Source organism: Shewanella sp. 0m-6, from assembly GCF_052977325.1.
Genome location: NZ_JBRIMD010000005.1, coordinates 178,286 through 191,839, shown reverse-complemented (window position 1 = coordinate 191,839; position 13,554 = coordinate 178,286). Strand labels below are relative to the sequence as shown.

Below are 13,554 nucleotides of genomic sequence, written 5' to 3'. Positions count from 1 at the left end.
TTATAATTTGAAAATGATAACCATTGCCATAAAGGCGCTAAGTTTACTTACTATGATGAGTATTAGATGCATGACCTGTACGCCCAGCACTCGGCGCTGTCGACCAATTTCGTTGTTTAACTCTTCGCTTTGCCTGTATTGGCGTTAACGGTGTTTCTAACTTTTTCGCCACCAGCACATAAACACTGCCGGTACTCGGTAACCAAGACTTAAGCGCATGAGACCAAATATTATCAACCTTGGTCTCTGTAAGAAGATGGTGGTGCAGTAAGCGTTCATCGGCAACCACTTGATACCCTAATAATCCTAGCCAATCTTTTACCCGTGAAGGCATAAAAAAGCGCCCATTCCAAGGGATCTCTTGCTGATGTTTAGGCAACATTTGTCCGATAAACATCGGGCTAAGTGGGTTAAAACCAACAATCACTAAATGCCCACCAGAAATAAGGACTCTATCGACCTCTCTCAGTATACGGTAAGGGTCTGCCTCAAACTCTACAATAAAGTTCATCACCACGGCATCGATACTAAGATTTTGAATGGGTAGCTGACTATAGTCTCCCTCGATGCTCGCCTGTGGCTGATCATATAAAGAGTATTGCTTACTGATCCCTACCCCTGGTTTGTCTATTTTATGGCTCAAAGGGCCAAGATTTAACATATAGTAACCAAAAATTCTTGGCCACCATGGGGATAAAGCCTGCTCAACACTTTCGCGAATAACAGCCCCACTCGGAAGTTCCGACCAATGATAAGGTTTTAACGGTAATTGAGACTGTGACAAATCGACCTCCAAAATCACTCTTGTCTACTTTAATAACGAAAGCGGTATACAAGCAATAGCTTTGGTCAGTAAACTTGTTTAAGCGCTCAAATTAATTTTGTTGAGCTGTTAATTTCTTCAAATAGAGAGCCTCGATATGTTACAGATAACTCCATTGCCCGCGTTAAACGATAATTATATCTGGCTGCTTCAATCACAGCAAAGTACTGGTGTCTATGTCGTCGACCCCGGTGATGGGCAAGTGGTTATTGATTATTTAACTCTCAGAAAACAGCCCCTGCTAGGGATTTTAATAACCCATCACCACTATGATCATACAGATGGTATCGAACCATTGCTCAACCATTTTGGCCAAAACGTACCTGTATATGGCCCACAGAGTGAAAATATAAATGGTGTCAATCGTCCTATCACTGCAGGCGGCACTCTTGCGCTAGAAAATTGCGAATTAAATGCAAGGGTTATTCAGGTACCCGGTCACACATTGGGCCATATTAGTTATTTAATCGAAGATGCCCTATTTTGCGGTGACACCCTATTTAGTGGCGGGTGTGGGCGATTATTTGAAGGGACCGCAGAGCAGATGTATCAGTCATTAATGCAATTAAGCCACCTGCCAGACAATACTCGTGTATTTTGTGCTCATGAATACACATTAGCAAACCTTAAATTTGCCGCAAGAGTTGAACCGAAAAATCCAGCGCTTATCGAATACACAGCAAAAGCTCGCACCCTGAGAGCGCAAAATAAACCGACCTTGCCTTCATCAATTGGCTTAGAAAAAGCCATTAACCCATTTTTAAGAGCAGGTAGTACAGAAATCCAGCAAATTTTAGCCGTTCAATTCCAACAACCTATCAGCAATCCCTTGCAAAGCTTCGCACTTCTGCGTCAATGGAAAGACAATTTCTAAAAAATAATCTACAATAGCCCGCTATTTCAGTGCCACTAAGCCAGAACTGAGCAAGAACTAAGCAAGGGTTATCTGGCTTTTTTGAGCCTAATTTAAGGACACACATTTTACATGCGCGTACCACTTTTATTCGTCGCGGGGGGGATTGCCCTGTTGACAGGTTGTCAAAATTTCGGCGACCAGCAGACTGTAGAAAGGATTCCCACTACACCTGTCGTAGTAGAAAAAGTCACCGTAGCACCCATTGTACCTGAAGTCGTAGAGACCGTTGAGATCACTGATATCTGGCAACGTATTCGTCTAGACATGCAGATGGAAGTACCCGATGAAAAACTCGTTCGCCAATATCGCGATTGGTACATCAAACATCCACAGCATTTAGAACGTGTATCTGAGCGTGCTACGCCATTTATGTATCTCATTGTTGAAGAAATTGAAAAGCGTAACTTACCGATAGAGCTTGCTTTGCTCCCCATCGTTGAGAGCGCTTTCGATCCATTTGCCTATTCTCATGGCGCCGCATCTGGTCTGTGGCAGTTCACATCCCCTATGGCTCGTCACTTCGGCCTTGAAATGAACTGGTGGTATGACGGTCGACGCGATGTACCGGCTGCAACAACTGCAGCTCTTGACATGCTTGAGTATCTTCATGGTAAGACAGGTCAAAACTGGTTATATGCGATTGCCGCGTACAACACTGGCGAAGGTCGAGTGATCAACGCAGCTAAACGTAATAAGAAGAAAGGTCTACCAACTGATTTTTTCAGCCTGAACTTACCCAGAGAAACTGAGCGCTATGTACCTCAGCTACTCGCTTTAGCTGACGTAATTAAAAATGCCGATAAATATGGTATTAAACTTACGCCTATAAGTAATCAACCACAGATTGAAGTCGTGGATATTGGAAGCCAGATTGACTTAGCGCTTGCAGCAGACATTGCCAATATGACCACTTCTGAACTACATAAGCTCAATCCTGGTTATAACCGCTGGGCGACAGCGCCTGACGGACCACATTTGCTTGTATTACCCGTTGATAAAGCTGACGCATTTAAACTTGCGTTAAACAATACTGATACTAAAGAGCGCTTAAATTGGGAACGTTATAAAGTTAAGTCTGGCGATAGCTTAGGCTTAATAGCAAAACGCTATAACACAACCATCTCAGCGTTAAAGTCGGTGAATGATATTAATGGCAATACTATTGTTGCAGGTAAGTTTTTACTGATCCCTGTAGCGGCTAAGAATTTAGATGAATATCTGTTATCAGCAGATCAACGTCTAAATCGCCAGCAGAATAAAAATCATGGTGCAAGTAAAGTTACCTACAAAGTAAAATCGGGTGATTCACTGTGGAAAATAGCTAAACAACATAGCGTTAAAACGGCTCAGCTTGCTAGCTGGAATAGCATGGCGCCAAAAGATCCGTTACAAATAGGCCAAAAACTGGTTATTTGGTCAGGTAGCAAGTCAAACAAGGGGAGCTTAAGTGAAGTAACGCGTACCGTGAACTACAAGGTGCGTAATGGCGACTCTTTAGCTCGTATCGCGAGTAAGTTCAATGTCAGTGTGAACGAATTAGTTCGCTGGAACTCACTCGAGAAGACTAAATACATTCAGCCAGGGCAAATGCTTAAGCTGTATGTTGATATGACTAAAGTCAGAGCGTAAAACCATAATAGGTTTTACTGGCTGATAAACATAAAAAAGGCGACCAATAGTCGCCTTTTTTAATGCTTGTCGTTTAACAATTACATTGTGTATTGATAAGTCACAGGCAACATTGCAGGAGTCTGCGATTCTGTCGCTTTGCCTGCAAACAGCGCCTTTAGACTATAGCCTTTAGTGATTTTGGCCGCGACGCTCGCTGGGATAGTAAATTTAACATTTTGCGTCTTACCTGCTGGCATTACCGTTTCTCTCAAGGCTTGGGTAAACATCATCTCGTTAGACCAAGCCCAAACTCGGTGTCCAGAAGGATCGAGTAACCATAAATCGGCTGTCATTCCAGAGATAAACATTAATGGCACGCCATAGCGTTGGTTGTTAGTATATTGCAGAGTCACATTTGCTTTATCATTCACCAATAGCTTCGCATCTAACAATCCCTTGCTCATCGACTTTTCCTTTGTAGGCACTCTGTCTTTCGCACTCCCTGCATCAACGACACCGCCAGCAACAATATTGGTGCTAGCACTCGGTGATGCTGCAACAGGCTGTACTGATGTTTTAGCGCTAGGCTGAACTGCTGATTGAGACTCCTGAGTATTTTCTACGGCAGTGTCAACATTTGCGGTCTCAGTTTGCTGCTCTGAGCAGGCCACCAAACTAAAAGCCAGCAGCGGGAACATTAATATTTTTAGCATTACAGGCCTCCAAACTTCTTAAATAAGCTATCTTTCAATTTATTTGTTTCATCTTTCAGTTTTGAGTCCAGTAGCGCTTTAGTATCTAAGGCAAACTTAGGCTCTGACATGGTGCCAGTGATCAAAAATGGGATCTCAACACCATAGAGAGCATCTCGCTTATCACCGCCCTGACCTTCTAACGAGCCAACAACTGATGTTGTTAACTTATAATCTAACGCTTCATTGAGAATATTAGCAGTACCCTTGCCCTTAAGTCGGATAAGTGGAGAAGCCATATCAAGATCGGGATTCGTTATCACACCATTAGCGATATTAAATGAGCCAGTCATGCTGGTGAAATCAGTCTTTTGCTCAGTAGAACCTGAACCAGCTGATAGGTCTCCACCTAACTTTGCCTTTGCTTCACGGATCATTTGCGGGATGTTAACCCCATGAATAGCTCCATCAGCAATTTCAAACTGCCCGTTTGCAATCAAGTTCTTTTTCAAGTTATCTGGAATTAAGCTCTTACCTTTACCAGTTACATTGAAGTTAGCTTTACCATCTAACATATCAATGTCGGCCATATCGATTAATAAGGCACGAATGTCGACCCCTGTCAGACGTTCATTAAATTGATATTGAGCGACTTTATTTCGACCATCGATTTTCGCTGATGCGTTAACTTTACCCCCATACAGATCCGCTGATAATTGCTTCATATCTGCTACGCCACCTTTCATCACTAATTGCATCACCCAGTTTTGAGTTTTTAAATTAGCGACCTTAACCGACTTGACTCTCACGTCGACATCAAGATTAACCTTTTTCATCGCGGTTAAATCGGGTTCAACAGCTTTAGCTGAGCTTGGTGATGGCTTACTGTCTTTGGTTTGCTGAGCTTCACCTTTAGGTCGCAGCGCATCAAGATCAACATCACCAACCTCAAGCTTAGCAACGACGCTTGGGACAGTATGACCATAAGCCACATCAAGTGAACCAGATGCATCAATATTGGCCGCGTTCAAGCTAGACAGTACTAAGCTAAGCGTTTGTTTTTCCAAAGCGACAACTAAAGAGGTATTAAGATCGACCTTCAACTTGCCATTAGGAAGTCCTTCGCCAGTCACTTGATTACCGATGACAAAATCGTTAATGGTTATAGTTTTAAGATCGTGTGCGACTTTAATTTGGCCTTCACCTTGGCTAACCAGGTTCATATCGGGCAAAGTTGCAGAAAACTCATACTTTAGCGGGGCAAACTCACCCAGTTGAAAACGGCCTAATGTTAGCTCTTTTAGGGCGAAGACTTGTTCAGTCTGAGCAGCATGGTTAATATTGACTATCTTAGTATTGGTTATCGTAATACCACCAATATCAAGGCGCGCTAGACTCGAGCCACTAGTTGCATTCGCAGTAGATTTATCTGCATTGGCGTTTTTACCGGCCTCACCACTTAAACCGTCAAAGCTAGTGCGACCATTTTTTTGAGTCTCTAACATCAAGGTCAAGCCGTCGAGGTTAAGCTGTGAAATCTCTACTTCTTTTTTAAATAGTGGCATTAATGCCACCTCTGCAACCACTTCATTTACGGCAAGCATTGATGGATTTTGAAACCCATCTGGATTTGATAAGGTAATTTGCCCAAGCTTAATGCCTAAGGTCGGGAAAAACGTCCACGACAAATCACTACCGATAATCAGTTCTCTACCGGTCTCTTCTTTCACCAAGTCGACGATTTGTGGTTTAAAATCGTTCGGGTCAAAAATCAAAGTGACATAGAGCACTAAAGCAAGAACTAATCCTAGGATTGAAATAAAAAACCATTTTAAAAATTTCATAGCAGGTTCCATCTGTTAAAACTAAGAAAACAATATCAGTAACTAACTAATATAAGAGACTAATATAGAAATTCAATTTTAGAGTGAATATCAAGAATTACTCTAAATTTAGCACGGATATATCAAGCGCTTCATTAGATATCGCTACTCCGTTGCCATCAGCATAGATAAATGATTGAGGCGAAATGATGACACCATAAATTTCAACTGCAATATTCACTTCACCTATCCCTTTCTTCACTGTTTTTATCGGGTTGGCACCAATCGCTTGTACACCTAAGTCAATCGTTTTGAGTGTACCAATGTCTCTCACGCAGCCAAAAACAACCACGCCTTGCCAACCATTATCTTCTGCGCTTTGTGCGATCATGTCACCTAACAAGGCGCAATCAGTCACCCCTTGCCCATCAACCACTAACACTTTACCTTTACCGTCTTTGGCGAGAACATCTTTAACTTTTGAGTTATCTCGAAAACATTTTACCGTCACTACTTCGCCCCAAAAACACTCTCGTTTACCGTAAGAGATAAACATGGGGGGTAATAGGGTAAGCTTGTCAGCATAGGTATCAAACAGATCGGGTAACAGATCCAACATTAGGCCTCCGTGCAAAAATGAGTATCAATTTACTCTAGATTGACAGGTCAAGAGCCGAAACCCAAGTGCTAACGCACGAATTAACTGATAATTAATCAAATCCAGACTGTTCCCCAGCCAGAATACAAACTATAATCTTGTTCAATGTCTGTACACAGACCCTTTCGTTAGTCGTAGGTAAAAATGAACAACAATATCGAATTAGAAAGTGCCATCGCCGCTCTAGACCAATATGGTTATGATAAAAAACACTCTAGTGATTTAGAGCAGGCTCGTAATAAAACTCAAATGCTAAAGTACATTGACTCGCTAGATTTTAATCTTCGCCGTTTATTAATATTACAAGAAGCGGTCAATGAATTAGTTGATAATGAAAAAAGACTGCTCGCTCAACAAGAAAGTATTCAGACCTATAAAACTAAAATCATCAATCTTTCTCGTCAATTTAACATGTCATACGATGAAGTCATTCAAGTAATGAAACAGCAAGAAAACAATTAATAATAACGAGCTATTCAAAGTTATTTTCTAAAAAAATCAGGTTTATAATTAAGTTTAAACTCAATCAGCAACAAACTTAATCAACTTAACGCGTAAGGCTTTGACTAAAGCTGTCACTAAACAGTGACTAAACACGTTATTTGCTTTATCAGCTTATTTTAGTCATTAAATTAGCGCTAACGTTAGACTGCGACTTGTAGAAAGCTAAATGGTTCCAGTTATCGACCTCAAGCCTATGGATGGGCTTGCAATACACAGCATGAAACTTATCTCTCCAATGTAACAATTCTCTTAAACAGGCCCCATAAACAATTTACATCAACAGTTCACATAAACAAGCCTGCCTACCAGACACGCTGAGCACACTAAACACCATTGTTCAGATGGCCGTATCATCGATGACATACTAATAAATATCATGCTTACACATATCACCCTTGCATTAGCGCTTGTCACTTAGGACATGACACCTGACTAGTTACAGACATCGTTCTAACATTAATGCATTAAGTTAACTCCAGTTTATAAAACATCAAATATGGAGATAAAAATAACAGCACACCTTTTGATTTACATCGAATTAATTAAATGGTTGAGTTTCTTTATTACCCGTCAGTATACGAAAGCATTTTATAAACACTTGTTTACACCACTTATTTTGCTTTAACCTTAATCCTAACAAAACCAAAAACAATAAAATGTATAGGCTTGGTTCAATGATTTCAGATTTAACTGACCAGTAAAAATGTATCGGAACCAAAATAGCAATAACATAAATCCAATTATGTAATTTTTGCCAGCTCTTACCCATTTTGCGTACAACAACTTTGAACGAAGTTAATGCCAACGCTGCGAGTAAAATATACGCCATCGCCCCCACGAGTATATAGGGACGTTTAACAACCTCTTCAAAAAACAGTGACCAGGCAAACACTAAATCTAAACTAAAGAATGCCAACACATGCAAACTGGCATAAGCGAAGACATACAGGCCAACTAATCGCCGAGTTTGCAGTAGGATCCCGAGTTTAAACTTCTTGGTAACGGGTGAGATAAGTAAGGTTGCTGCCAGTGCATTGAGAGCCCCTATTCCAGTAAAGTGAATGATGTACTGTACCGGATCGCCACCTGCATTATCACTCATCACTTTTAGCACTAAATAGACGATAGGCAGCAGGCCTATCAAGTGAAATAGCCCTTTTAGCCGAAATACTGAGCGGCGATTAACACGCATAAACATCTCCTACTAATCCGCCAACACTAAACGTGTAAACAGTGATTCAAGCTAGCTAATAAAACTTATTTAAATCCATACCGTTATACAGATCTGACACAATGTCGCCATAACCGTTAAAAGGTAGAGTTGGGATCCGTTTTGCCGAAAAAAGCCCACCTTCTGCGATCCGACGTTCTGATGCTTGCGACCATCTAGGGTGGTCAACCTCTGGGTTAACATTGGCATAAAACCCATACTCACTGGCGGCGAGTTGATTCCAAGATGTGGGCGGCTGTTTGTCTGTTAAGCGAATACGAACAATCGATTTAATACTCTTAAAGCCATATTTCCACGGCACGACAAGGCGGATAGGCGCACCATTTTGTGGCGGCAATGTTTTTCCATAAAGGCCCACTGACAGAAAAGTTAAGTCGTTCATCGCTTCGGCTAACGTTAAGCCTTCTACATAAGGGTAGTTAATCCCTCCTCCTGCATAACGACTCCTTTGACCCGGCATCTGTTCAGGATCATATAAGGTCTCAAAGGCAACATACTTAGCGTTGCTATTTACGCCCACTTTCTTAAGTAAGTTAGCTAATGAAAAGCCAACCCAAGGGATGACCATGGACCATGCTTCTACGCAGCGGAAATTGTAAGCTCGTTCCTCTAATGGGAAAAGAGTAAGTAGGTCATCGTAATCAAGTGTCACAGGTTTATCGACCTCACCGTCGATGACCAGTTTCCAAGGTTCAACCTTAAGCTCTTGGGCATTGTCTTGTGGATCTGTCTTGCTAGTACCAAATTCATAAAAATTATTGTGAGAAATAATTTTAGACTCAGGGGTTAATGCGCCATAAAGCAGGTGGTCATATTCGGCCTGTTTAGCAAAAGGTAGGGATTTAGTCATAAATGCCGCCTTTTGCTCATCGCTAGAAAACAGGTCAAACACACCAGCATTAGCGTGAGAAGATAACAGCGCACCAGCACCTATAAAGCCCATCTGTTTAAGGATCCTACGACGGTCTTGGTACACCTCTTCTGGGGTAATATCGCACTCTTTAAACTTATCCCAAGCAGCAGTTTTTTTTATATTCATTAGCCGCACCCATCCTATTTTTATATCAATTAGTATTGTTAACTAATCAGACCGACAAAGTCGATGAAAGGTTTCATCCACGTTTTGTTATTACATATCATTAACAGCTGGCTATGTCTGCACCACTTGCCTGACTAATCACTTGCTTAAGCTTGCAGTGTTTAAATCGCCGTGCCACTCTAGCGTCTCATTAACCATGTCAAGAGCCTTCTCACATGCCATTAGAGCTTGCATTTTCAACCGCACAAATTGTTATCATTGCCGCAATCGCTTTTCTATCTATGCTGATTGGTGCGTTATTTAATCAACGAAAAACTCGTATTAAATGGGAATACGTACGAAACCAGCTTTTAGATGAGATGGAACAAACAAAACTTGAGCTCAATACTGAAATTCTTGAATTAAAAGAAACCATTCATCAGAAAGAATTGGTGATAGATCAATATCAAGACAAGCTGGAGTTTCGCCTAGAGCAATTAGGCAAAGCACAAGCACAAGCAGAAAGAACCCAAGAGCTGGAGCAGTCACTGGTCGATAACCAACGAAAGCAGATGGAAACTCAACTTGCCCTTTCCAAATCTAATGCCATGCAGCAAACCCTAGCGGCCAGTTTTGATGCAAAACAACAAGCTCTCAACGACAAAATACAGTTACTAGAAGATTCTGAAGTACGTTTAACAGCCCAATTTGAAAACCTAGCGACTAAGATTTTTGAAGCACGCAGTGAAAAACTACAATCACAAAACAATCAACAATTAGATAGCGTACTAGCGCCGTTTAAACAGCAAATTGAAGGATTTAGGGCGCAGGTTCAGGCATCATATTCTCATGAACAAACTCAGCGCAGTGCCCTTAAACACCAACTTGACTCATTAACTGAACTTAACTTAAAGATGAGCCAAGATGCTGTTAACCTCACCAAAGCACTTAAGGGTGATAACAAACAGCAAGGCAATTGGGGAGAAGTGATCCTTGAGCGCGTTTTACAAGAGAGTGGTCTGCGAGAAGGTCATGAGTACGATACACAAACAGATCTTAAAAGTGACAGCGGTAAGCGTTTTAAGCCCGATGTCATCGTGCACTTACCTGAGAACAAAGATGTTGTTATCGATGCGAAAATGTCTCTTGTTGCTTACGAGCGATACTTTAACAGTGACGATGACGATATTCGCGCACAAGCAATTAAAGAACATATCATCTCTGTTCGTGGTCACATAAAAGGCTTAAGCCAAAAGGATTATCAAAAACTTCACGGTGTTAAAAGCTTAGATTACGTATTGATGTTCATTCCACTTGAGCCTGCCTTTTTACTGGCACTTGAGCATGACCCAAGCTTAGTTAACTATGCACTTGAAAGTAATATCATGCTGGTTAGTCCGACTAACTTGCTGGTCGCATTGCGCACTATTAACAATATTTGGCGTTATGAGTACCAAAACCAAAATGCACAGATGATCGCTAAACAAGCTGGCAGGATTTACGACAAGTTATGCGGTTATTTAGACGATATGGAAAAGTTGGGTCGTTCACTTGAATCTGCAGATAAAAACTTTACTAATGCCATGAACAAGTTATCGACAGGAAAAGGCAACGTCATCCGTCAAGCGCATCAAATGCAACAATTAGGCGTACAAACCAGTAAAAAAGTGGACGCACAACTTCTAGATAAAGCGCTAAGCTTATCAGATGATGATTATCATCAAGACGAATGAACAAGGCTGACATGCAAAGCTTAGTTACAAAGAGTAGTTACTAAAGAGCAGCTACTTAAAATTAGTTAACAGCTGACACAACCAGTCTCAATAGGGATAGTTAAGAGGATTGTTGCAAATGCACAAGCAGTTACGTCGCATTTTAACGGGGATGATAGCAATGCTTGCATGCTCCTCAGTCTATGCTTCTACATTGACCAAAGAGCAGCAGCTTTATGTAGAGGCGAGAAGCGCGCTAAGTAAACAGCAATTGGATAAGTACCAGCCGATGCGCGATAAATTAGATGACTACCCTTTAGCCATCTATTTAGACTTTCACAATAACATCAATAATATCCTCAAGCTTCCCGCAAAGCAGGCAATGACAGCGCTAGCCCCCTTTGAGGCCAGTCCATTGTATAACACGGGACGTTACCGTTACCTCAAGCGCAGTGGTAGTCAAAAACGTTGGCAAGATTTCCTCATCGTCAGTCCAAACAGCCCTAATAACATTACCCTACAATGTTATTACTACCGTGCCCAATTACAACAAGGCGATAAACAGATCGCCTATAACGGGGCTAAAACCCTTTGGTTATACGGCCGCTCTCGTCCGAAAGAGTGCGATCCCTTATTCAAAGAGTGGCAAAAAGCCGGGCTGCGTAGCCAAGAGCTCATCTGGTCACGTATGTTACTCAGTTTCGAGCAAGGCCAGTACGGACTGTTATCGTACCTTTCACGACAACTTACCACGCATAAAAATGACGCGAAGCGTTTGCTTGCTGTCTATAAAGATCCGCGCAGTCTTCGCCATACATCAAAATTCAGTGGCAAAGCCAAGATTAATGCAACCATTGTGGATTTAGGCCTGAGAAAATTAGCCAAGAAAGATCTCAAGCAAGCGGTAAAACTGTTCGCGACATATCAGAAAGCTGACAGGTTCAGTGATTATCAAGGCAGAAAACTGAGCCGTTACTTGGTCAGAAGAGCGTTAATTTATCAAACGATTGAACTTCAAAGCTACGTAGATACCATTTTACCCTTGCTTGATAGCGACGATCTTGTTGAGATGCGTTTGCGTTGGGCACTTAGAGATAATGACCAAAAAAGTTTTGCCCAATTTTTACCCCAACTCAGTGAACAAAAACAAAATACTGCCCGCTGGAAATATTGGCGTGCGACTGTACTTGCAAAAGAAAATAGCAAGCAAAGCCAGAAGCAATCTATGGCGCTGTTTGAAGCGCTACGTTTAGAGCGCAATTTTTATGGTTACCTTGCTGCCGCTAAATTAAAACAGCCTTATCAACTACAAGATCAGAAAACTCTGAGCGATAATGCGCTAAAGCAAAAGATATTTAACGACAGAGGGTTAGCTCGGGTACAAGAGTTACTCGGGATTGATAAACAGTCTGATGCAAGAGCTGAGTGGGTCATGTTACTTAACCGTCATGATAAAGCGATGCAAAAAGAATATGCTGTCTATGCTGTTGAGCAAAAGTGGCATAGCCTAGGAGTTCAAGCCAGCATACAAGCTAAACTCTGGAATGATATGCAGATGCGCTTTCCTTATGCCGCACAAACCTCTTTTACTCATGCCAGTAAAAAGTATGCCGTGGATATTGATGAAATCCGATCCATTTCACGAAGAGAAAGTGCCTATTACCCAAATGCCACATCCGGAGTGGGAGCTCGAGGATATATGCAGTTGATGCCAGCCACTGCTAAGCAAACAGCGCAGAAAACCAAACTCCCCTACAGCGGAACTAAAAGTCTCTATGATGAAAAGCTCAATATCTCGCTAGGCAGTGCCTACTATGGCGGTTTACTCAAACAATTTGATCAAAATCGAGTATTGGCAACGGCTTCTTATAATGCTGGTCCCCACCGTATTAATAACTGGCTTAAAAAGAGTGATGGTAAACTTGATGTCGTAAGTTTTATCGAATCTATCCCCTACAGAGAAACTCGGGAATACGTACAAGCGGTTCTCAGTTATCGGGTGATCTATCAGATTAAACAAGATAAACACGCTGAGTTATTATCTGAGCAGGAGCTCAAATTTAGCTACTAGCATTTAGTCCCATTATTAATGGCTACCTTTGCCACATGAGTTTAATCTTTTGCACAGTTGACAGGATACTAATCCATTACAACTAGCCATTACAACTAGGCTACTGCAACTAAGCATTAATCTAGCCTATTATTGCGCAAGATAACTCAGTAAAACCATCAATCTAAAACCGCTCTAGCAGTCCCCATTAACTAGAGAACTAGAGCGGTCCATCATTTTGCTAGCATTTATATCATTTTCAGCATTTACACCATTTCAGGCCTCTTCAACAGTCTTGCTTCCCCTTTCTGGGCAGCGCGCTCGTTTTATCAGTGTTACATCAGTTACCCCGCCCCTATGCGCTACTGAAAAAGATCAACGCAGAGGAGCTATCCACATCAACGAATTCTGGTGATAACAAAAAAACGAGTTGGAATAATACTGTAAAGTAATTCGATGATGCTGGTTATGTTACAAAACAATCCTTTATTATCACTGGCAAGCCAACACATTTTC

At 41.5% G+C, this 13,554-nt stretch carries 11 protein-coding genes; 5 read left to right on the top strand and 6 right to left on the bottom strand.

What is annotated here, in order from left to right; all coding sequences use genetic code 11:
* Positions 1-43: 43 nt before the first annotated feature.
* Entirely contained in the window at positions 44-784 is a 741-nt protein-coding gene (locus ACVBJC_RS05940; protein ID WP_447159874.1) for a class I SAM-dependent methyltransferase, read from the bottom strand.
* 136 nt (positions 785-920) lie between these two features.
* Here ACVBJC_RS05940 and gloB point away from each other — a divergent pair, with 136 nt between their 5' ends.
* Complete coding sequence (gene gloB, locus ACVBJC_RS05935) at positions 921-1,697, top strand: hydroxyacylglutathione hydrolase (RefSeq protein WP_447159875.1); 777 nt, start codon at positions 921-923, stop codon at positions 1,695-1,697.
* A gap of 111 nt (positions 1,698-1,808) precedes the next feature.
* Positions 1,809-3,368, top strand: a complete 1,560-nt coding sequence (locus ACVBJC_RS05930; protein WP_447159876.1) for a LysM peptidoglycan-binding domain-containing protein — start codon at positions 1,809-1,811, stop codon at positions 3,366-3,368.
* 80 nt (positions 3,369-3,448) lie between these two features.
* On the opposite strand, the gene ACVBJC_RS05925 is transcribed toward ACVBJC_RS05930, so the two are convergent.
* The 3 genes from ACVBJC_RS05925 to ACVBJC_RS05915 form a co-directional block, all read right to left on the bottom strand.
* A complete protein-coding gene (locus ACVBJC_RS05925; RefSeq protein WP_447159877.1) occupies positions 3,449-4,063 on the bottom strand; it encodes a BsuPI-related putative proteinase inhibitor in 615 nt (204 codons plus the stop codon).
* Complete coding sequence (locus tag ACVBJC_RS05920) at positions 4,063-5,886, bottom strand: AsmA family protein (protein WP_447159878.1); 1,824 nt, start codon at positions 5,884-5,886, stop codon at positions 4,063-4,065. The genes ACVBJC_RS05925 and ACVBJC_RS05920 overlap by 1 nt, the downstream gene beginning before the upstream one ends.
* A gap of 97 nt (positions 5,887-5,983) precedes the next feature.
* Positions 5,984-6,484, bottom strand: a complete 501-nt coding sequence (locus ACVBJC_RS05915) for a putative 4-hydroxy-4-methyl-2-oxoglutarate aldolase (protein WP_447159879.1) — start codon at positions 6,482-6,484, stop codon at positions 5,984-5,986.
* A gap of 183 nt (positions 6,485-6,667) precedes the next feature.
* Between ACVBJC_RS05915 and ACVBJC_RS05910 the strand changes: the two genes are divergently transcribed.
* Positions 6,668-6,985 (top strand): hypothetical protein, encoded by a 318-nt coding sequence (locus ACVBJC_RS05910; RefSeq protein ID WP_447159880.1) that lies wholly within the window; start codon positions 6,668-6,670, stop codon positions 6,983-6,985.
* A 580-nt stretch (positions 6,986-7,565) separates the two neighbouring features.
* On the opposite strand, the gene msrQ is transcribed toward ACVBJC_RS05910, so the two are convergent.
* Positions 7,566-8,219 carry a protein-methionine-sulfoxide reductase heme-binding subunit MsrQ gene (msrQ, locus tag ACVBJC_RS05905; protein ID WP_447159881.1) on the bottom strand — a complete coding sequence of 218 codons (654 nt, stop codon included), beginning with the start codon at positions 8,217-8,219 and terminating at the stop codon, positions 7,566-7,568.
* 55 nt (positions 8,220-8,274) lie between these two features.
* The gene (gene msrP, locus ACVBJC_RS05900; RefSeq protein ID WP_447159882.1) at positions 8,275-9,297 is read right to left on the bottom strand and encodes a protein-methionine-sulfoxide reductase catalytic subunit MsrP; all 1,023 of its coding nucleotides are present in this window, start codon (positions 9,295-9,297) and stop codon (positions 8,275-8,277) included.
* Between the two features lie 215 nt (positions 9,298-9,512).
* On the opposite strand from msrP, the gene rmuC reads away from it, so the two are divergent.
* Both rmuC and ACVBJC_RS05890 read left to right on the top strand, forming a co-directional pair.
* Positions 9,513-11,009, top strand: a complete 1,497-nt coding sequence (gene rmuC, locus ACVBJC_RS05895) for a DNA recombination protein RmuC (protein ID WP_447159883.1) — start codon at positions 9,513-9,515, stop codon at positions 11,007-11,009.
* 118 nt (positions 11,010-11,127) lie between these two features.
* On the top strand, positions 11,128-13,059 hold the full coding sequence (locus tag ACVBJC_RS05890; protein ID WP_447159884.1) for a transglycosylase SLT domain-containing protein: 1,932 nt from the start codon (positions 11,128-11,130) through the stop codon (positions 13,057-13,059).
* Positions 13,060-13,554: the final 495 nt, after the last annotated feature.

Coding starts and splice junctions, on each gene's coding strand:
- rmuC (WP_447159883.1), top strand. CDS start 9,513: ATGCCATTAGAGCTTGCATTTTCAACCGCACAAATTGTTATCATTGCC.
- gloB (WP_447159875.1), top strand. CDS start 921: ATGTTACAGATAACTCCATTGCCCGCGTTAAACGATAATTATATCTGG.
- ACVBJC_RS05890 (WP_447159884.1), top strand. CDS start 11,128: ATGCACAAGCAGTTACGTCGCATTTTAACGGGGATGATAGCAATGCTT.
- ACVBJC_RS05910 (WP_447159880.1), top strand. CDS start 6,668: ATGAACAACAATATCGAATTAGAAAGTGCCATCGCCGCTCTAGACCAA.
- ACVBJC_RS05920 (WP_447159878.1), bottom strand. CDS start 5,886: ATGAAATTTTTAAAATGGTTTTTTATTTCAATCCTAGGATTAGTTCTT.
- ACVBJC_RS05915 (WP_447159879.1), bottom strand. CDS start 6,484: ATGTTGGATCTGTTACCCGATCTGTTTGATACCTATGCTGACAAGCTT.
- ACVBJC_RS05925 (WP_447159877.1), bottom strand. CDS start 4,063: ATGCTAAAAATATTAATGTTCCCGCTGCTGGCTTTTAGTTTGGTGGCC.
- msrQ (WP_447159881.1), bottom strand. CDS start 8,219: ATGCGTGTTAATCGCCGCTCAGTATTTCGGCTAAAAGGGCTATTTCAC.
- msrP (WP_447159882.1), bottom strand. CDS start 9,297: ATGAATATAAAAAAAACTGCTGCTTGGGATAAGTTTAAAGAGTGCGAT.
- ACVBJC_RS05930 (WP_447159876.1), top strand. CDS start 1,809: ATGCGCGTACCACTTTTATTCGTCGCGGGGGGGATTGCCCTGTTGACA.